Source organism: Pseudomonas sp. Mb7, from assembly GCF_054790525.1.
This window is the reverse complement of record NZ_CP186501.1, coordinates 1,400,991-1,421,476: the sequence shown is the minus strand read 5'-3', so window position 1 is coordinate 1,421,476 and position 20,486 is coordinate 1,400,991. Positions and strand designations below refer to the sequence as shown.

At 59.8% G+C, this 20,486-nt stretch carries 12 protein-coding genes and 1 pseudogene; 2 read left to right on the top strand and 11 right to left on the bottom strand.

Features of this window, described 5'->3' with window-relative positions; translation table 11 throughout:
- Nucleotides 1-79 precede the first annotated feature (79 nt).
- The 11 genes from ACOYXH_RS06395 to ACOYXH_RS06345 form a co-directional block, all read right to left on the bottom strand.
- Nucleotides 80-3,715, bottom strand: coding sequence for a transporter substrate-binding domain-containing protein (locus ACOYXH_RS06395; protein ID WP_245398034.1), 3,636 nt, complete (start codon nucleotides 3,713-3,715; stop codon nucleotides 80-82).
- Nucleotides 3,716-4,342, bottom strand: a complete 627-nt coding sequence (locus ACOYXH_RS06390; protein WP_093431991.1) for a response regulator transcription factor — start codon at nucleotides 4,340-4,342, stop codon at nucleotides 3,716-3,718.
- A gap of 150 nt (nucleotides 4,343-4,492) precedes the next feature.
- The gene (locus ACOYXH_RS06385; RefSeq protein WP_258709518.1) at nucleotides 4,493-5,680 is read right to left on the bottom strand and encodes an EAL domain-containing response regulator; all 1,188 of its coding nucleotides are present in this window, start codon (nucleotides 5,678-5,680) and stop codon (nucleotides 4,493-4,495) included.
- Nucleotides 5,681-5,795: 115 nt separating this feature from the next.
- A complete protein-coding gene (locus tag ACOYXH_RS06380) occupies nucleotides 5,796-6,818 on the bottom strand; it encodes a fimbrial protein (protein ID WP_245398033.1) in 1,023 nt (340 codons plus the stop codon).
- The gene (locus ACOYXH_RS06375) at nucleotides 6,815-7,549 is read right to left on the bottom strand and encodes a fimbrial biogenesis chaperone (protein WP_095047683.1); all 735 of its coding nucleotides are present in this window, start codon (nucleotides 7,547-7,549) and stop codon (nucleotides 6,815-6,817) included. The genes ACOYXH_RS06380 and ACOYXH_RS06375 overlap by 4 nt, the downstream gene beginning before the upstream one ends.
- 29 nt (nucleotides 7,550-7,578) lie before the next feature.
- Entirely contained in the window at nucleotides 7,579-9,960 is a 2,382-nt protein-coding gene (locus ACOYXH_RS06370) for a fimbria/pilus outer membrane usher protein (RefSeq protein WP_245398032.1), read from the bottom strand.
- A gap of 147 nt (nucleotides 9,961-10,107) precedes the next feature.
- The gene (locus ACOYXH_RS06365) at nucleotides 10,108-10,641 is read right to left on the bottom strand and encodes a fimbrial protein (RefSeq protein WP_095047684.1); all 534 of its coding nucleotides are present in this window, start codon (nucleotides 10,639-10,641) and stop codon (nucleotides 10,108-10,110) included.
- A 312-nt stretch (nucleotides 10,642-10,953) separates the two neighbouring features.
- Nucleotides 10,954-11,670, bottom strand: a complete 717-nt coding sequence (locus tag ACOYXH_RS06360; RefSeq protein ID WP_007913384.1) for an MgtC/SapB family protein — start codon at nucleotides 11,668-11,670, stop codon at nucleotides 10,954-10,956.
- Nucleotides 11,671-11,796: 126 nt separating this feature from the next.
- Nucleotides 11,797-14,496, bottom strand: coding sequence for a magnesium-translocating P-type ATPase (gene mgtA / locus ACOYXH_RS06355; protein ID WP_095047685.1), 2,700 nt, complete (start codon nucleotides 14,494-14,496; stop codon nucleotides 11,797-11,799).
- A gap of 577 nt (nucleotides 14,497-15,073) precedes the next feature.
- A complete protein-coding gene (locus ACOYXH_RS06350) occupies nucleotides 15,074-16,408 on the bottom strand; it encodes a lysine N(6)-hydroxylase/L-ornithine N(5)-oxygenase family protein (RefSeq protein ID WP_095124842.1) in 1,335 nt (444 codons plus the stop codon).
- Between the two features lie 131 nt (nucleotides 16,409-16,539).
- Nucleotides 16,540-17,022 (bottom strand): sigma-70 family RNA polymerase sigma factor, encoded by a 483-nt coding sequence (locus ACOYXH_RS06345; protein ID WP_042704912.1) that lies wholly within the window; start codon nucleotides 17,020-17,022, stop codon nucleotides 16,540-16,542.
- A gap of 322 nt (nucleotides 17,023-17,344) precedes the next feature.
- Here ACOYXH_RS06345 and ACOYXH_RS06340 point away from each other — a divergent pair, with 322 nt between their 5' ends.
- On the top strand, nucleotides 17,345-18,508 hold the full coding sequence (locus ACOYXH_RS06340) for an efflux RND transporter periplasmic adaptor subunit (protein WP_095047687.1): 1,164 nt from the start codon (nucleotides 17,345-17,347) through the stop codon (nucleotides 18,506-18,508).
- Nucleotides 18,509-20,481 (top strand): annotated as a pseudogene (locus ACOYXH_RS06335) (MacB family efflux pump subunit). It abuts the gene before it with no gap.
- The last annotated feature ends 5 nt before the right edge of the window (nucleotides 20,482-20,486 follow it).

Genomic DNA, 20,486 nt, shown 5'->3' with positions numbered 1-20,486 from the left:
CACCGCACGTTAGCGACAGAGAGCCAGTGACGAATGTAGGAAAATTCGCAAGAACGACAGGGAAAATGGAAATAGATTGCTACGCCAGACGCTCATCCAGTTGTGCCGCCAAACGCTCCATCGATTGCTGCAAGGCATCCACCGCTTCGGTCAGAACCTGCGTGTCGAGACCTTCGCTGGCAACTTCCAGCGCTTCACAAGCCTGGATCAGTGAGTGCGCCTTGATAATGCGTGCGCCGCCCTTGACCCGGTGGGCCAGATTAGCGAGCCCGGGCATGTCGTGCTGGGTAAACAGGCGCATCAGTTTGGCCATGTCCTGCGCATTGCTCGTGGCCAGATCGCTCAACAGACTGTTGATCGACGCGCGGTCGCCACGGGTCAATTGTTCGAGGCTGCCCAGATCGATGTCACCGATGCCGACATCGCCGGGCTCGTCTTCAGTCGGTGAACGAGGCCGTGGAACGACTGCGGCCAGACGCAGATTCAGATCCCTGAGGCTGATCGGTTTGAACAGGCAATCGTCCATGCCGGCCTCGGCACAACGATCCTTCTCCTCGGCCAGCGCATTGGCGGTAAACCCCAACACCAGGCTGCGCGCCAATCCTCGCGTCGCCTCTTCATCGCGGATCGCCCGGGCCAGTTCGTAACCATTCATGATCGGCATGTTGCAGTCGGTGATGACCACGTCGAACGTCTGGTTGCGCCAGGCACGCAGGCCATGGGCGCCGTCCTCGGCATCCGTCACCCGGTGGCCCAGATAACTCAACTGCTGCGACAGCAGCAGACGGTTGGCCGGGTAATCGTCAATCACCAGAATATTCAGACAGTGACTGGCCTGCAGTGCCACGTTTTCCTCGACCGGCGCGGCGTCCAGAGGATCGAGTGTCGGCAGATTCAACCGCACCTCGATCTGCGTGCCCTGCCCCAACTCGCTGGTCAGCGTGAGGCTGCCGCCCATCATTTCGCACAAGGTGCGACTGATCATCAGCCCCAGCCCGGAGCCGCCCTGGGCCGACTGACCATGGTTGGCAGCCTGGGAAAACGGCGTGAACAATTGCGCCTGATCCACAAGCGAGATGCCGCGCCCACTGTCGGTCACGCGCAAGCAAAGGCGCAGTCGATCATCACTGCCAGTCTCGACCTGCACGCTCAATACCACCTTGCCCACATCGGTGAACTTGATCGCATTGCTCAACAGGTTCGACAACACTTGCTTGAAACGCAGCGGATCGATCAACACGTCGACGTTGCTCAGGGCGTCCAGATCCAGTTGCAGACGCAACTGTTTCTGGCGCGCCAGGCCTTCAAAAATGCGCGCAACCGATTCAATCAGTTCACGCAGATTGGCGCGTTCCGGCGCCAGCGACAGGCGCCCGGACTCGATCCGTGCAATATCGAGAATGTCGCCAATCAGGTCCAGCAAGCCCCGCGCTGCGCCCGAGGCCACTTCAACGGCAAAGCGATCCAGCACACCTTGATCGGCCTTTTTCAGCGCCAGTTCGAGCATGCCGATGATGGCGTTCATCGGCGTCCGAATTTCATGGCTCATGGTTGCCAGGAACGTGGTTTTGGCGCGGTTGGCGTCATCGGCAACATCTTTGGCGATTTGCAGTTCCTGCAACAGATGCTGACGCTCGCTGACATCGATCCAGCCAGCGATCATGCCGGTGACGGCACCATCGCTGCCACGGTATGGCAGCATCCAGTGATAGATGGTCAGCGCGCGGCCGTCCGCCAGATTCAGGCTGCGGTCCTGGATGCTCGGCAAGCCGTCCTCCATCACCCGTAGATAATCATCCTGAAACGTCTGTGCTTGCTGCATATCGCTGAGCACGCCGTCCGTGACCAACTTGCCGATGACCGCTTCGCGCTCGGTGCCAAACACTTGCAGATAACCACTGTTGCAGATCACCAGGCGACCTTCGCGATCGCGCACGTAGATCGGATGCGGCGTGCCGTCGATCAGCACGCGCATGAACTCCATCTGATCGTTCAGCGCGATTTCCGCCTGACGGCGCTTGCGCATCAACAGACGCAGATAAGCGATCCAGCCCAGCGCCACCAACAGCAACACGCCGGCGATCACGAAGCCCTGGATGATCATGCCGCGATTGCGCAGCCAATAACTGTCATTCACCACCACTTCGCTGCGCCAGCGGTTGGTCAGCTCATCCATTTCCTCCGGGCTGATGCTCAACAGGGCCTTGTCGAGAATCGAGTACAGCTCCAGCGCACCGCGACTGGTGGCCAGTGCGATGCGTGCAGGTTGGGTGCCGACGGTACTGGTGACCTGCAATTTGTCGCGGTACTGACGCGAGATCGTGTAGCGGGCACTGACCAGTGAGTTGATCGCGCCGTCGACCTCTCCCAGCGCGACCATCTCCATGGCTTCGGCAGCATTGTCCGCCGGCACCAACTGCACATTGGGGTATTGCTCGACGAGGTATTCACGCAAGACATTGCCGCGAATCAGCGCCAGACGTTTGCCGGCCAGTTGATCGAGCGTCTGCGGCTCGTCGCCACGGCGCATGACCAACACGAACGGATTGATCAGGTACGGCCGGGTAAAGCGCAGTTCGCCTTCGCGCTCAGTACTCGGGGTGAAAGCGGCGAGCATGTCGGCCTTGCCGCTGGTCACCTCGCCGATCAGGTCGCCCACCGAATCTACGCGCTGCATATCGAATTGCAGACCCGTGCGCAGGCTGATCTTGGCCAGCACGTCAGCGCTGATGCCGCGAAAGTTTCCGGCCTGATCGACAAAGGTCAACGGCAGAAAGTTTTCGTTGATCGCGACTTTGATACGCGGATGGTGATCCAGCCAACGCTGTTCGTTCACGCTGAAATGCAGCCGATGCTGGCCGGGAATGGCCACCCCGCCGACACTCCAGCGGCGCCGGATGCTCATACGCTCTTCCGCAGGAATGACCTTCAACGCCGCATCGAGAATGTGCAACAACCGGGTGTTTTCCCGGGTCACGGCAAAACTGAAGGGCTGGGTTTCCATGCGCGAAAAATCGCTGAGCTGAACGTTGTTGAGGTAGTTCTTCTTGACCAGGTAATTGGAACTGAGCAGGTCGCCCAGATAGACGTCAGCCTGACCGAACGCCACGGCACCGATCGCCGTCAGTGTCGAGGGATACAGTTGCACGTCGGCTTTTGGGTAAAACGCCTTGACCGTTTCCGGTGGCAGGTAGTGATAGAGCATCGCCACCCGTTTGCCCGCCAGGTCTTCCGGCAGGTTGTGACTCTCATCGATGCGCGTCACCAGGGTCGGGTTATCGTCAGCGTAAGGCGAAGAGATTGCCAGTTCGGGGTCCGCCGCCTCAAAACCGTTGGCGGTGCCGATCATATCGATCTGGCCGTGCTTCAGCGCCGTCAGCAGATCGCCGCGCGAGGCGTAGCGCCGGACCTCGACCGTGACGTGCAGCAATTGTTCGATCAGTTGTGCGTAATCGGCCGTCAGGCCTTCGTAATCATTGCCGTTGCCGGTGATCGCAAAAGGCGCGTAATCAGGGCTGCTGTCGCCGAGCAACAGACGCCCCTTACGGCGCAACCAGCTCCAGTCCGGCTCATCGAGTGGCACGGCATACTCGTCGACATCCGAGCGACCGAGCAATTGCAATGTATCGGGCTGCGTCGCGGCCATGGCCTGCAGCAACGACATTGAGCCGAACAGTGCCAGACCGGCCAGGCAATTTCTGACGAAAATAATCATCTAGAGCAGGTTGTTACGCTTGGCAAAATCGGCGAGGTACACCACCGACTTGACGTTGAGTTTCTCAATCAGCCGCGTCTTGTAAGTGCTGACGGTTTTGTTGCTTAACAGCATGGCTTCGCCGATTTCCTTGTTGCTCAAACCCTTGGCCAGTTGCTGCAGGATCGTCAACTCGCGATCAGACAGACTTTGAATCAGTTCCAGATCGGTGGCCTGCGCATCGCTGCGGCGCACCGAGCTACTGGCCAGATTGGGGAAGAAGGTATAGCCGTCCATCACCACCTTGATGGCTTTGACCAACTCGTCGAGGTCGTTGGTTTTCGACATGTATCCGGCTGCGCCAGCCTTCATGCAGCGCATGGAATAGAACTGTGCCGACTGCGACGTCAGCACCAGGACCTTGCAAGACAGGTTCAGCGCGCGGATACGCGAGATCACCTCCAGGCCGTCGAGCTTGGGCATGGCGATGTCCAGAATGATCAGGTCGGGGGTATGTTCGCGGGCCAGCTGCACAGCATCGGCGCCATTGTCCGCTTCCGCGACGACTTCGAAATGTTCCTGTTTCAACAGCATCTTGACCGCAGAGCGAATGAACGGGTGATCGTCCACGATGATCGCTTTCAACATAAAAACCCCTGTAAGACGTTGATCAACTACTTGGCAACGCCACAAATAACAATGGGACAGCAGTCCAGATGCTCCACGTGCAGAACATACACGAGCACCACAGAATTGTAGGAAAATTCTTGGAAAACACCGCACAGCACCGCACAACGATCAGCGCTCGCCCTCTGGCTTCTCCAGCCATTGCAGCAAGTCATGTCCGCTCATGGGACGGGCCAGGTAATAACCCTGACCCATTTCGCACTCCAGCTCGCGCACATGCTCAAGCACCTTTGGGCTGCTGATGCCTTCGATCACCAGATCCATTCCTAACGAACGAGCCAGCACCCTCGTACTGGCGACCATCGCCCGGTTGCGTTGACGGTCGAGGTGCTGGACAAAACGGCCATCGAGTTTTATCTGGGTGAACGGTAACTGGCACATCAGCTTCAACGAGGAAAACCCGACACCGAAGTCGTCGACCGCTAATCCGCAGCCGAGCAGGCGCAAACGCAACAAGTTCTCCTGCGTGCCGGGCGGGCAATCGAGCAAACCGTTCTCCGCCAGTTCGAGCATCAGAACCGATCCGTTGAACCCGTGCCGCTCCAGCGCCCGTTTGATGTGTTCCACCAGAGCACTATGGGTCAGTTGCGAGGCATGCAGATTGAACGCCAACTGCAAGGCCACACCACGATGACGCAAAATGCCCAGCAGGTTCAGGCCCTGCTCAAGCAACTGTTTGAACATCTGGTCGGTCAAGTCATACGCCAGCACGGCGGAGAGAAAGTCGCAAGGCAACAGCGTCCCGCGCGCGGGATGCTGCCAACGCACCAGCGCTTCCACGCCGATCACCGCACCGCTGTGTAATTGAAACTGCGGCTGAAACCACGCCCGAAACTCACCCAGCGCCAGCCCGCGGCGCACTTCATCTTCGTGGGGCAACTCTTTGCTCGGTGGCGCCAGCACTGGCGGGATCCGCCCGTGTTTATAGCGATACAACAGGCGGTTCAACGCACGCAGCTGCACCGGCCGGCTCAGCACTCCGAGCAATTGCAGACCGCCCAGCGAGGCCATTTGCCCCAAGGTACGCGCCAGCTCCGGGGGGAGTTCACTGCACAGCAACACCGCGCGCACCATACCGCTGTGGCTGGCAACACGGAGGAATTCCAGGCAATCGAGGCCCCGGTCAGTGAGGTCGCAGATCACGATATCGACCCCGCCCTGCAGGTGCATCTGCACCATGGCCTGCTCGGCATCCGGTGCTTGCAACACGTCACGCACGCTCAGGCGTTGCAACATCCTGACCAGCACGTTGCGGGCAAACTCATGATTTTCCAGCACCAGAATACGTGGGGAGGTCATCTTCCTTTAATCACTCAATTGACCCGGGAGACCGGATAGTGGCCTGCGCCAGCAGGGTTGAACGCAGGACTTATCCTGCGTCAATGTAGGAAATTTCCCAGAAGCTAATGCGTCATCAGTAGTAAACGATCTGCACAACCATGATCGCTTCGAACGGTCCGACCTCGGGATTGCCCAGCGACACCACCGACGCGCTGAACGGCACATCGATATGGCTGACGTCCGCCGGAAAATTCGCCAGAGGGAAAGGCTCGTTGATCTGCACCAGATTGTTGTGGGCATCGCGCACCTGAATGCCGAACTGACTATCGGCGGATGGCAAGATGTTGTAGAGGCCCTGTTGGTGGGTGGTCACAAACGTCGCACCGATGTTGATCGCGCTGCTGCACTTTTTCTCCAGGGCCAGGTTGAAGGGGCCGGTCGGATTGGGTGGGGAAAAACCGGTGGTGGTTTTCTGGATCACGCCAAAGTCGACAATGCCCGGCTCCGGCGTCACCGTGACGTCGACTGTGCACGCAGTGCCGACAATGTTCTGCAACCCGGAGAGTTGAAAACGGAAGTTGCCCGCCGGGTTGCTCGGCCCGCCATTCAAGCCATAGAGACCGTCGAACTGGAACACGTCGTAGGTGTCTTGCGAGGGACGCTGCAAGGGCAACAATCCGCGTTTGCGGATCACCACCTGAAACGCAATGCTGGGCGTCACCCGTGAACACGCGAGCATGTCAGCGCCGCTGGTCGCGTCCGGGCAACCACGGGATACGAATCCGCTGTTCACGCCCTGGGTCGGGTTGGAGCTCCAGTCGCCGTCCCAGGCTGTCACGCCGCGATACACCAGACCGAATTCGATGCCCCACGGGGTGGCATTGAGTCCTGCCGGGTTGCCATAGAAGTAGATCGGATCGTCTTCCCTGAAGTGCAGATCGAAGAGTTTCCAGCAGTCGGCCGGCACCACATGGGTTTTCGAGCGCCAGATGATCGTGCCGTCCGGCACGGTGTCCGGCACCGACACCGGGCCAATGTATTCGCTCAGGTAGCTGCCGCCGTCCAGCGACTTGCAGACCATCGCCGAAGCCAACTGCGACGCGCCCAGCAGCACTGCGGCCGCGGCCAGCCGGGTCAGCGTAGAGAACAGGCTCACGGTCTCACGCCTTTGCAGACGTTCGCCACGCAGTTGAACAGCGTGTCGGACTGGCCACCGAAGTCATTCATGTTCGACACCCGCAAGGTGCTGAACGCGGTGTTGCTCAGGGCAAAGCGCGCATTGCCGCGTGGCGCGATCATCACCGTATCGATCGGCATTCTGGTTTTTTCCGGGCCGGCCAGCAGCCCGACCACAGTGATGTGAAACGGTGTCGGGTTATCGACAATCAGCTGTTTCGCTGCCGGGTCGATTTTCAGGTTCAGGCCCAGCGCGAGGTCTTCACCACGCTCACGCTTCACCGCTGCCGGGCGATAGAACAATTTGATCTTCGACTGCAAGGCGATCTGCATCGAGTTGACGGCCTGGCTCTTCGGCGGAATCTCGCGAATGTTCAAATAGAACACTGACTCGCGGTCAGCCGGCAGGGCCAGTTCGGGCAATTTCACGATACGCAGCACACTGCTTTCGTTCGGCTCGATGCGCTGCAGCGGTGGCAGGACCATGAACGGTGAGGTGACTTTCTGGCCACTCTCGTTTTCGATCCACGACTGCACAATGAATGGCAGCTGCGGGTTTTTGTTGCTGACTGTGACGCTGACCGATGGTGCACTTTCCTCGAACACCAGCCGGGTGCGATCCGGCACCACAGCGGCGCTGGCCAACAGCGGCAGACTAAGGCCCGCGGCCAGAAACAGACGGTGAGCAGTAAACAAGGCAAAACGAGACATGATGACTCCGGGTTCATTGGAAGACGCGGTTACAGACACTGGGCAGGCTTGGCGATATTGCTCACCACGTCCTCCTCAGGGAGTTTGGCCAGACTGCATTGGCCGGCGTCATCCCAACGCGCTACCAGTTCAGCCCCAACCTTGATGCCCAACAGATAAGTGACGCCCGCCTCGCCGACGATGCCCACCTCCCGGTTGGTGTTCTTGTCCTGCACCGATGCGCCGAAAGGCACCGGTTTACCGTCGTTGCGGGTCAATACGACAAATGCGTTGCGGCCCTGCCCCGTGGCGAAATTGACGTAGCCGATGGCCCCCTCGGTCAGCGCCAGACGCTGGATCGGGTTGGACACTTCGGTGTTGAGCGGCAGTTTTTCGACGTTGACCCGCGCTTCGTAAGCCTGAAACGAGGGCAAGCCATCCATCACCGCATAGCCGTCCCGGTTGGTGCGGGTCTGCCCGGTGAAGGCCACGTCCGGTACGCCATCGGTGGACACCAGCAGGCGCGTATCGCCATTGGTGCCATTGCCATGGGCCGAGACCCCATAACGGGTGGCGACCAGTGAGCTGTCGAGTTCGCCGGTCAGCGAGCGATAGGTGCTGCCATCGGTGGAGGCCGACGCGTTGGCGCGGTAACTCGAAGCGCGTTTACCGACATAGGCGTTGACGTAGCGGTTGTCGCCAACGCCGCCATACACCTGATAGTTCACGCCTTCGCCGTCGTCATGGCTGTAGCCGACACTGGCGGACGAATCGCCGGAGCCCGAGCGCTGCAGGTTACTGGAGGCCATCGAATTGCCCCCCAGTGGCACCGTCACACCGAGGTAGATCTGCGAGTCATTCTGCCGACTGTTTTGCGTCTGGTAAGCCGACAGGTTTGCGGTGATGTTCTTGACGTTGCCAAGGGAAAAACTGCGCGCCACGGTCATGCCGAAACGATCGGCTGCCGGCGCGTCCCAATAAGTCGAATGGTCGTAGGAAAAACTCGTCGATAACCAGGAAAAATGCTTGGCCAGGGTCACCGAATAACGTTGCTTGCCCGAGTTCATCGCATAGGAATCAGCATCGCCGACAAACTGCGAAAAGTTGGTGAAGGTCTTGTCGGAAAAGCGATAACCCAGAAACCGCAGGTCGGTGCCAATGGCGTCAAAACGCTTGGAATAGTTGATTCTGTAAGAGTTGCCGGCCACGGTTTCGCCGTTCCAGCGCAGCTTCGCCCGAGACGTGGTGACATCACCAGACACTGCGCCGAATACGCCAAGGTCCTTGCCGATACCGATGGCATTCGACTGATAACCCGAGGCAGCCAGCACGCCACCGTAGATCGTCCAGTCCCTTGGCAGACCATAGGCCGCTTCCGAGGCGACAAACTCAGGCTCTGTGCCGCCGTTACCGGTCAGGCGCGGCTGGCCGGCGGAAACCTTGTAACGCAACTCGCCTTCACGGGACAGAAACGGAACTGCGGCGGTGGCTACGGTAAACGTTTGTTCGCTGCCATCCTCTTCGCGCACGGTCACATCCAGTGTGCCTTGCACGCTGCTGTTGAGATCCTGAAGGCTGAACGCACCCGGTGTCACCGTGGTCGAGTACAACACACGACCCTGCTGGGATACGGTGACGGTCGCGTTGGTACGCGCCACGCCACTGATCAGCGGCGCATAACCGCGCAGGTTCGGCGGCAACATGCGGTCATCGCTGCTCAGGGTCGCACCGCGCAGGGCAAAGGTGTCGAACACATCGGAGTTCAGATAGTCCTCACCGACCGACAGCTTCGAACGTATCGATGGCAACGCGCGATAGGCGTACAAGCGGTTCAACTGGAACGCTTCGCCGTGGGGATCATTATTCTGGCTACCTGACTCTTGCCGCGCCTGATAATCGGCGCGGATGCGCCAGGCATCGAGGTTGACCCCGGCCGTGCCATAGCTTTGCAATGAACGCGAATCGCCGGACGGCGTATTGGTTTCGCGGCTGTTGGCGATCACTCGGTAATCAAGCAACGCGCCGTTGAGCCCGTCGCTCCAGGCGGCAGGCGGAATGTAGTTGGGATCGTCATACTCGAACGAGGCCTGCGGCAGGCTGATCGACAGACGTCCAAGGTTTTTCATGTACTTGATCGAGGCATTTTCAATGCCACGCAAATCCACACATTGCCCCTCAGCCAGACGCGGCAGGCTTTTGAGCAACGCAGGCTTGAGACCAAAGGTCGCCACCAGGTCTTCGGGCAGACAGGCGTAACTTTCTTGCGGGTTGGCGCCGCTCTTGAACTCGATCGAACGTGAACCGAAATAACGCTGATTGACGGTGATATCCAGCAAGTAACGACCGGGCACAGTGTATTGGGCGTGGGCAAACTGTCCGAGACTGATATCGTCGTTTTTATCGATATTCAGGAACTCCGAATTAAACTCCACAGCGTTTGAATAACGCGCACAGGAGATCAACACGCAAGACACGAAAAGTTTTCGGCCGTACACGGGAAATAGCCTTTATCAGAACTTTGACGGAAAAGAAAAAAGGGGTTTTCACCCCTTTCTCTTACAACGTGCGATACCGAGGTATCAGTTGTAGGCCACGGTGAAGTTCGCAACGCTGTCTGCTTCACCGGTGGTGACGGTCGCAGCGGTGGCTTCATACATGGCGGCGAAGGTCACGGTGTTGTTGCCGTTTTGCAGCACAACCGGAGCGACCTGCTCGGTGCCGTTATCGAGCATTTCGCCAGCGCTGGCCTGCAGACGGATGCCGACGTTCTGCGCCAGACCGGTAGTGGCGAACAGGCCCGGAACCGCTGGATCCTGCACACCGCTGAAGGTGAAGCGGGCGTTCTTCTGGGTGGTGGTGTCGCAGTCGGTCAGGATGATGTCGAACTTGGTCGGCGTCGAACGATCACCGATCGCCTTGAACTGGTTCGATGGCACCTGACCCAGGGAAACGGTCTGGTCCAGAGAGCTGGCGTCGATACCGCAGGCGCCGGATACGATTTCACCAATGAAACGTACGGTGCCAGGGTTGCCGGAAGCCGGCGTCGCAGCATTGGCGAAAGAAGCGAGACCCATGACAACGGTAGCGGCGGTAACAGCGACGATCTTTTTCATTTTTTACATCTCTTGGGATAGTTGTTTATTCGGCCCAGCGGCCTGGCTCTCCCAATTACTCATCAGCGACAACAGGCTTGCTCGCTGTAGCGAACAACCTTCATCACGGAATCTGCAACGAATGGTTCCCCCCTCTTTCCGGCCATTCCCTGCCGAACTTTCCAGGTATTCATTGCACTTCCGTAATAACGCATCGAGTCATCAGGACGCCGGGCATCTCTGCTCCGGAACAAATAGTGATCGAGACCCAAGGGTGAAAATGTAGGTTCTTTCTTGCCGCCTTGTAGGACAATTCTCAGCAACCGAAAACGATCATTCCGTGGTACTCGGACTCCAGAACGCCTGCACCACCAGCGCCGATGTGGAAATCCGCGCCACCAGCGCATCCAGTTCATCGCCATCGACCGACGTTGTCGCCAGCGTCGCTTCGATTTCGATTTCATCGGCGCCGAAGGCATGCACATCAACATCGCTGGCCGGGTAGTTGCTGCGTTCAAGCTCGGCCTCAAGCAAGGCAAACACGGCGGTTTGCTGGGAGCGTCGGGCGATGACGTAGACGATGTTGGTGACTTCCGCCGAGACCACGTCCAGTGGCTGGCGGTTGATGTTGTTGACGATCGGCCGCAGCAAGGTGTTGGCGGCCAGAATGAATAGCGTGCCGAGTACGGCTTCGGCGAGCAGATCGGCCCCGGCACAGGCACCGACCGCTGCGGAGGTCCACAGGGTCGCGGCGGTATTGAGACCGCGCACGTTGCCCTCTTCGCGCATGATCACCCCGGCGCCGAGAAAGCCGATGCCGGAGACCACGTAAGCAACCACGCGCACCGCACCTTCGGCGCCAGCGAGACGGTTGGCCATGTCGACGAAAATCGCTGCGCCGACGGCGACCAGCACGTTGGTGCGCAGGCCGGCGGTGCGTTGCCGGTACTGACGTTCGAAACCGATCAGGCCACCGAGGATGAAGGCGGCACTGAGGCTGACGAGGGTGTCGAGCAGCGAATCGAGGTTGAGGTTGTTGATGGCTTGCATAGTCTTGTCCTTGAAACACATAACCTTTGTAGGAGTGAGCCTGCTCGCGATAGCGGTGTGTCAGTCATTGCAATGTTGACTGACCGATTGCTATCGCGAGCAGGCTCACTCCTACAGGGGGCAGCATTACTGCCAGCCGAACCGGCGGATGTAGAACCCTTTCACTGCCTGGGTCAGCGCCATGTACGCCAGCAGAATCACCGGCAGGAACACGAAGTACAGCGATGGCAACGCCTGCAGTTTGAAGTAATGCGCCAGCGGCCCCATCGGCAGGAAGATGCCGACCGCCATGATGATCCCGGTCATGACCAGCAGCGGCATGGCCGCGCGGCTTTGCAGGAACGGAATCTTCGGCGTGCGGATCATGTGCACGATCAGCGTCTGGGTCAGCAACCCGACCACGAACCAGCCGGACTGAAACAGGGTCTGGTGATCCGGGGTGTTGGCATCGAATACGTACCACATCAAGGCGAACGTGGTGATGTCAAAGATCGAACTGATCGGGCCGAAGAACAGCATGAAGCGCCCGACGTCACCCGGCTGCCAGCGTTGTGGTTTTTTCAGCATGTCCTCATCGACGTTATCGAATGGAATGGCGATCTGCGAAATGTCGTAGAGCAGGTTCTGCACCAGCAGATGCATCGGCAGCATCGGCAGGAACGGAATGAACGCACTGGCGACCAGCACCGAGAACACATTGCCGAAGTTGGAGCTGGCGGTCATCTTGATGTACTTGAGCATGTTGGCGAAGGTGCGCCGCCCTTCGAGTACGCCCTCCTCCAGCACCATCAGGCTCTTTTCCAGGAGGATGATGTCGGCGGCTTCCTTGGCGATGTCCACCGCACTGTCCACGGATATACCGATGTCGGCGGTGCGCAGGGCTGGAGCGTCGTTGATGCCGTCACCCATGAAGCCGACCACATGGCCGTTGCCTTTGAGGATGCGCACGATGCGCTCCTTGTGCGACGGCGTCAGTTTGGCGAAGACGTTGGTGGTCTCTACGGCAACCGCCAGTTCGGCATCGCTCATGCGTTCAACGTCGTTACCCAGTAGCAAACCCTGCTGAGCCAGACCGACTTCGCGGCAGATTTTCGCGGTCACCAGTTCGTTGTCGCCGGTCAGCACTTTTACCGCCACGCCATGTTCGGCCAAGGCCTTGAGCGCCGGCGCGGTGCTTTCCTTCGGGGGATCGAGGAACGCCACATAGCCGATCAGCGTCAGTTCTTGTTCATCGGCCAGGCTATAAATCTCGCGACCTTCAGGCATCGAGCGGGCGGCCACCGCCACCACGCGCAAGCCTTCAGCGTTGAATGCTGCGGTGACCTGACGAATCCGGGTCAGCAATTCATCGCTCAAGGCTTCATCGACCTCACCGTGACGCACGCGGCTGCACACCGCCAAGACTTCTTCCACGGCACCTTTGCAAATCAACTGATGTGGCTGGCCACGTCCTTCGACCACCACCGACATACGCCGACGATTGAAGTCGAACGGGATCTCGTCGACCTTGCGAAACGCCGTGCCGACTTTCAGTTCACGGTGGATTTCCACGTGTTCCAGCACCGCGACATCGAGCAGGTTTTTCAGGCCGGTCTGGTAGTAGCTGTTCAGGTAAGCCATTTCCAGCACGTCATCGGAGTCTTCGCCCCAGACATCGACATTGCGCGCGAGGAAGATCTTGTCCTGGGTCAGCGTGCCGGTCTTGTCGGTGCACAGCACGTCCATGGCGCCGAAGTTCTGGATCGCATCGAGACGTTTGACGATGACTTTTTTACGCGACAGGAACACCGCGCCTTTGGCCAGCGTCGAGGTGACGATCATCGGCAGCATTTCCGGGGTCAGGCCGACGGCAATCGACAGCGCGAACAGCAATGCTTCGGTCCAGTCACCCTTGGTGAAACCGTTGATGAACAGCACCAGCGGCGCCATCACGAACATGAAACGGATCAACAGCCAGCTGACTTTATTCACGCCTTGCTGGAACGAAGTCACCGCGCGATCGGTTGCGCCGACACGCTGGGCCAGCGCACCGAAATAGGTGCTGTTGCCCGTGGTGAGAATCACCGCCACCGCCGTGCCGGAGACAACGTTGGTGCCCATGAACAGGATGTTGTCCAGCTCCAGAGGATTGCGCGTGTCGCGATCAGCCTGACGCGGAAACTTCTCCACCGGCATCGATTCGCCGGTCATCGCCGCTTGGCTGACGAACAGATCCTTGGCGCTAAGCACGCGGCAATCGGCAGGAATCATGTCACCGGCCGAGAGGACGATCAGATCGCCCGGCACCAATTGCTTGATCGGCAATTCGCTGCGTGGGGCGTCACGGCGCATCACCGTGGCGGTGTTGCTGACCATGGCTTTCAGCGCGTCGGCAGCCTGGTTGGATTTGCTTTCCTGCCAGAAGCGCAGCAACGTCGACAGCACCACCATGGAGAAAATCACCACGGCGGCCTTGAGGTCTTCGGTCAGCCACGAGATCACCGCCAACAACGTCAGCAGCAAGTTGAACGGGTTTTTGTAGCAGTGCCACAGGTGAATCCACCATGGCAGCGGTTGTTCGTGTTCGACTTCGTTGAGGCCGTATTGCGCACGCAGCGCATCGACTTCGAAATCGGTGAGGCCATCGGAGTGCGTGCCCAATGACGAGAGCAACACACCGCTGTCGCAATGCGCGGCATCGACCAGGGTGTTGGCCAAAGTCGGCGGGACTTCACGGCTGACCGTGGTGTCGTTGATCGATTCCAGCAGCGCCAGACGACGGAAGTGCCGGGCGATGTGGCGGGTCCGCAGAAAACCTGCGAAGAATTCCTTGAGCGTAAGTTTCATGGCTGTTGCCCCTATGGTCAGCCGGGAAACCGTCAAGCAGGTACGGCCGCGCCTCGTCCACCGGAAAAACCGGCACGGCAAGGCCTGGCGCGCCGGTCAGAAACGACAGGCGTGTCGATAGGGCTGCGATCACGACTGTGTAGTCGAAATCACGCTCTGTTCAGCGTCGATGAGAAGGAACGTCCAGACATGGCCCAGGACGGGTCATGCACGGGATGCCGCTGCTCGCTGTTACGGCGAGACAACGGCAGAGAAAGGCTGCGCGTTATCTTGCCGAGAATCTGCCGGTTACCGAGACCGGCCGACAACTGTCACTCGAACAAGTACCCACTGTGGGTCTCCGCTATTGATGAAAACGCGCGAAGCTTACGCCCCGATGTCTGGAGAGTAAACCCGCAAAAGGCAGTGTGTCGGGGAATGTGGGGGATGTTCAGGAAGGGTTCAGGATGATCGTTCCCACGCTCTGCGTGGGAATGCAACCCGGGACGCTCCGCGTCCCTATCGAAGGCCGAACGCGGAGCGTCCGTTGAGGCATTCCCACGCAGAGCGTGGGAATGATCTGGCCTGGAAATCGGCGTTAGCTGGCAGTTGCCAACAACAAATCCGCCATCGACCGATGCCCACGGTTCTTGCCGTGTTCATACAACGAACCTGCAATCTCGTCCGCACGAATCGGCAGCACCGACAGCAACGTGTCGCTCAGACCATGGCTGGCCTGGCAGAAGCCCTGCATGTAGATGCCGGCCTGGCAGCGTTCGTCGGTGATCAGTTTGTAATTGCGATCGACCTCGAAATCGCCCAGGTATTCTTCCAGCGGCGCCAGCAGTTTGCGGTGCATCTGCCGCTCGTAACCGGTGGCCAGAACAACCGCGTCATAATTGCGTACAGTGACTTCGCCGGTGGCGTTGTTGCGCACGGCAAGTTCGATACCGTTTTCGGTGGCGCTGGCTTTCTCGACGGTGGTCAGGGTACGGAACGCGTGGCGGGCAACACCCGAGACTTTCTGCCGATAGAAGATGCCGTAGATGCGCTCGATCAGGTCGATGTCGACCACCGAATAGTTGGTGTTGTGGTACTCGTTGACCAGACGCTCACGCTCGACGCTGTTCTGCTGGAACACCAGATCAGTGAACTCCGGCGAGAACACTTCGTTGACGAACGGGCTGTCGTCAGCAGGCTTCAAGGCTGAGCCGCGCAGGATCATGTCGACCTGCACCGACGGGAACGAATCGTTCAGATCGATAAAGGCCTCCGCCGCGCTCTGCCCGCCGCCGATGATCGCGATGCTCATTGGCTGATTGTTCACGCACGGCTGCCTGGCCATTTGCGAGAGGTATTGCGAGTGGTGGAACACGCGGCTATCGCCCTTCAGCGCTTTGAACGCCTCCGGAATACGCGGTGTGCCACCGGCGCTGACCACCACCGAACGGGTGGTGCGTACATGTTGCAGGCCCTGGCTATCGCGGGAAATTACCCGCAGCGCTTCAACCTGGTGGTTGTGCAGCACTGGCTCGATGGTCAGCACTTCTTCGCCGTAACGGCTCTGCTCGGTGAACTGCCCGGCGACCCAGCGCAGGTAGTCGTTGTACTCCATGCGGCACGGATAGAAGGTGCCGAGGTTGATAAAGTCGACCAGACGACCGTGATACTTGAGGTAATTGACGAACGAGTACGGGCTGGTCGGATTGCGCAGGGTCACCAGATCCTTGAGGAAGGAAATTTGCAACTCGCTCTGCGTCGACAAGGTGTTGCCGTGCCAGCTGTAGTTGGCCTGTTTGTCGAGGAACAGCACATCCAGCTCGCCCTGGGTCGGGCCGCGCTCTTGCAGAGCGATGGCCAGTGCCAGGTTCGAAGGGCCGAAACCGACGCCGATCAGGTCGTGAACGATGGGCGATGCAATTGCCTGTGTCATTTCCAGTGTCCTCTGGATGAACCCCTCAACGCGGGGATAAAGCCTGGGTGGCCTGACCGGCCTGAATCAGGTCAGCAGGTCGTCTGTTGAGTAGGAACGAGGACGATGAACGGAAATTTAACCAGCAAGGATCAATGGGCGTCCCATTGTTTGATGCGCAAGCGGCAATGTTTCATGGCGTTGACGATGTGCTTTTCCACCAACGCCTTGGAAATCCCTAGATGCTCGGCAATTTCCGGATGGGACAGACCTTCGATCTTGCGCAGCAGAAAACTTTCCCGGCAGCGCGGCGGCAACTCGGCCAACGCGCGCTGGAGCATCTCCAGACGTTGACCGTGGTCGAGGGTGCCGTGGGGCGACGGGGTGAAATAGCGCTCTTCGCTGTCCAGTACATCGAGCGATTCGACCTGGCGCAAGGCGTTGCGCCGATGATCATCGATAACCAGGTTCAATGCCGTGCGATAAAGGAAGGCCCGCGGTTGTTCGATCGGTGTGTCGCTGGAACGCTCCAGTACCCGTACATAAGCGTCATGCACCACATCTTCGGCCACCTGACGGTTGCCCAGCTTGGCGTTAAGGAAACACACCAGCTCGCGATAGTAGTTTTCCAACATGACTCCCGACCGCATCGATGCAGTTCCTGTCCTTGAGCACACTGATCCAGCCGCCGCAAACGCAGTAGCAAGATAGTGGCAACGTGAGGTGCGTAATTTATAGTAATTCTCATATAGATTTAAAGAGTTGTTTCCACATCCGCCCCAAATAGTCGCGTCTGGCTACCTGTTACTTGATGTGTACGGCGCTTAAATTCCCTTGTGCATTCATCGTTTACAGGACAGCTCCCCGTATCTGTCGTGCCATGCGACAGCGTTCAGCGCCCCTGCACGCCTGTTTACTGGCCGAATGACGGGCCGATTCCACTGGCCGGAACCCTGCATGAAACGTCCCCGCCCCGCCCGACGCGCCCTGTTCGCCGCCCTTTGCCTGATTCCCGTGATCGCCGTTGCCGCGTGGCAAGTCCTGCCGCCCGGGCGCGACGCCCTCGCCACGGTGCAGGTGACGCGTAGCAGTATCGAAAACAGCGTGACCGCACTGGGTACGTTGCAGCCACGTCGTTATGTGGACGTCGGTGCGCAGGCATCCGGGCAGATCCAGAAGATTCATGTCGAGGCTGGCGACACGGTCAAGGAAGGCCAGTTACTGGTAGAGATCGACCCCTCCACGCAAAAGGCCAAACTGGATGCCGGGCGGTTTTCCATCGAAAACCTCAAGGCACAGTTGCAGGAGCAACGCGCCCAGCACGACCTCGCGCAACAGAAATACCAGCGCCAGCAGAAACTCGCCGCCGGTGGCGCCACCCGTGAGGAAGACGTGCAGACCGCCCGCGCCGAAGTCCGCGCCACGCAGGCACGCATCGACATGTTCCAGGCGCAGATCCGCCAGGCTCAAGCCAGCCTGCGCAGTGATGAAGCGGAGCTCGGCTACACGCGTATTTATGCGCCGATGAGCGGCACCGTCGTCGCCGTCGGCGCCCGCGAAGGCCAGACGCTCAACGCGCAGCAGCAAACCCCGCTGATTCTGCGCATCGCCCGGCTTTCGCCGATGACCGTGTGGGCCGAGGTTTCCGAAGCGGACATCGGCCACGTCAAACCCGGCATGACCGCCTACTTCACCACGCTCAGCGGCGGCAGTAGGCGCTGGAGCAGCACCGTCCGGCAAATTCTGCCGGTGCCGCCGCGCCCGCTCGAACAGAATCAGGGTGGCAGCCCCACCAGCGGTCGCAGCGGCAGCGAACGCGTGGTGCTCTACACCGTATTGCTCGACGTCGACAACGCCGACAACAGCCTGATGACCGACATGACTGCGCAGGTGTTCTTTGTGGCGCAACAGGCGCAAGACACCCTCACCGTGCCCAGCGCCGCCCTGCAACCCGGCTCACGCCCACAATGGCAACGGGCGCAGATCGTCGCCGCCAATGGCGAAATCCAGCCCCGCGAAGTGCGCACCGGCATCAGCGACCGCTTGCGCACCCAAGTGCTTGAAGGCCTGGCCGAAGGCGATCACATTCTCAGCGCGCCGGCCACCGGCAGCGGAGGCTGAATGCAAACGCCACTGATTGACCTGCGGCAGATCCGCAAATCCTATGGCGGCAATGACAGCCCGCTGGTGGAAGTATTACGCGGCATTGATCTGTCGATTCATGCCGGTGAGTTCGTCGCCATCGTCGGGGCGTCCGGCTCCGGCAAGTCGACATTAATGAATATCCTCGGCTGCCTCGACCGCCCTACCAGCGGCGAATATCGCTTCGCCGGGGAAGACGTCGCCCGACTCGACACTGACGAACTGGCCTGGCTGCGCCGCGAAGCGTTTGGTTTTGTATTCCAGGGTTATCACCTGATTCCGTCCGGTTCTGCCCAGGAAAACGTCGAGATGCCGGCCATCTACGCTGGTACCCCGGCCGCCGAACGCCACGCGCGCGCCAGCGCCTTGCTGGAGCGGCTCGGCCTGGGCAGCCGCACCGGCAACCGTCCGCATCAGCTTTCCGGCGGTCAGCAACAGCGGGTGTCGATTGCCCGGGCGTTGATGAACGGCGGCCACATTATCCTCGCCGACGAACCCACCGGCGCCCTCGACAGCCACAGCGGCGCCGAGGTCATGACCCTGCTCGATGAGCTCGCCAGTCAGGGCCATGTGGTGATTCTCATCACCCACGACCGCGAAGTCGCACAACGAGCCAAGCGCATCATTGAAATTCGTGACGGGCTGATCATCAGCGACACCGCCGAACACCCGTCAGCCCCACCGCGCAGCGCCAACCCCGGCGCCCTGCAAGCGGTGGATCTGCGCCAGCGCCTGAGCAGCGGCAGCACCCAGACCGGCGCCTGGAAAGCTGAACTGGTCGACGCCGTGCAAGCGGCGTGGCGGGTCATGTGGATCAATCGTTTTCGCACCGCGCTGACCCTGCTCGGGATCGTCATCGGCGTGGCCTCGGTGGTGGTGATGCTCGCGGTGGGCGAAGGCAGCAAACGCCAGGTGATGGCGCAAATGGGCGCCTTCGGCTCCAACATCATCTACCTCAGCGGCGCCGCACCCAATCCGCGCACACCACCGGGCATCATCACCCTCGACGACGTCGCCGAACTGGCCGCCCTGCCCCAGGTCGAGCGGATCATGCCGGTCAACGGCTCGACCGCTGGCGTGCGTTTCGGCAATGCCGACCACAGCAGTTACGTCGGTGGCAACGACACCAATTTCCCGAGCATCTTCAACTGGCCGGTGGTTCAGGGCAGTTACTTCAGCCAGGCCGATGAAGACAGCGCCGCCGCCGTGGCGGTGATCGGCACCAAGGTGCGCGACAAGCTGCTCAAGGATGTCGCCGATCCGATCGGCCAATACATCCTGATCGAAAACGTGCCGTTTCAGGTGCTCGGTGTTCTGGCGGAAAAGGGTCGAGCTCCGGCGATTCCGACAGCGACAACCGCATCGCCGTGCCCTACTCGGCGGCCAGCACGCGCCTGTTCGGCAGCCGTAATCCGGAATACGTGGTGATCGCCGCCAAGGACGCACGCAAAGTCAAAGACGCCGAGCAGGCGATCGAACAGGCGATGCTGCGGCGACACAATGGCAAGAAGGATTTCGAACTGACCAACAACGCCGCAATGATTCAAGCCGAAGCACGCACGCAGGGCACGCTGTCGCTGATGCTCGGCGCCATCGCCGCGATCTCGTTGCTGGTCGGCGGTATCGGGGTGATGAACATCATGCTCATGACGGTGCGCGAACGCACCCGGGAAATCGGTATCCGCATGGCCACGGGCGCGCGTCAGCGCGACATCCTGCGCCAGTTTCTCACCGAAGCGGTGATGCTTTCGGTGGTTGGCGGCCTGGCCGGTATCAGCCTGGCGATGCTGGTCGGCGGCGTGCTGTTGTTCAGCGGCGTGGCGATCGCGTTTCAATGGCTGGCCGTCATCGGTGCGTTCGCCTGCGCGCTGGCCACCGGCGTCCTCTTCGGCTTCATGCCTGCCCGCAAGGCTGCCCGGCTCGACCCGGTCACGGCCCTTACCAGTGAATGATCGAC

Coding starts and splice junctions, on each gene's coding strand:
- ACOYXH_RS06340 (WP_095047687.1), top strand. CDS start 17,345: ATGAAACGTCCCCGCCCCGCCCGACGCGCCCTGTTCGCCGCCCTTTGC.
- ACOYXH_RS06375 (WP_095047683.1), bottom strand. CDS start 7,549: ATGTCTCGTTTTGCCTTGTTTACTGCTCACCGTCTGTTTCTGGCCGCG.
- ACOYXH_RS06395 (WP_245398034.1), bottom strand. CDS start 3,715: ATGATTATTTTCGTCAGAAATTGCCTGGCCGGTCTGGCACTGTTCGGC.
- ACOYXH_RS06360 (WP_007913384.1), bottom strand. CDS start 11,670: ATGCAAGCCATCAACAACCTCAACCTCGATTCGCTGCTCGACACCCTC.
- ACOYXH_RS06385 (WP_258709518.1), bottom strand. CDS start 5,680: ATGACCTCCCCACGTATTCTGGTGCTGGAAAATCATGAGTTTGCCCGC.
- mgtA (WP_095047685.1), bottom strand. CDS start 14,496: ATGAAACTTACGCTCAAGGAATTCTTCGCAGGTTTTCTGCGGACCCGC.
- ACOYXH_RS06345 (WP_042704912.1), bottom strand. CDS start 17,022: ATGTTGGAAAACTACTATCGCGAGCTGGTGTGTTTCCTTAACGCCAAG.
- ACOYXH_RS06390 (WP_093431991.1), bottom strand. CDS start 4,342: ATGTTGAAAGCGATCATCGTGGACGATCACCCGTTCATTCGCTCTGCG.
- ACOYXH_RS06350 (WP_095124842.1), bottom strand. CDS start 16,408: ATGACACAGGCAATTGCATCGCCCATCGTTCACGACCTGATCGGCGTC.
- ACOYXH_RS06365 (WP_095047684.1), bottom strand. CDS start 10,641: ATGAAAAAGATCGTCGCTGTTACCGCCGCTACCGTTGTCATGGGTCTC.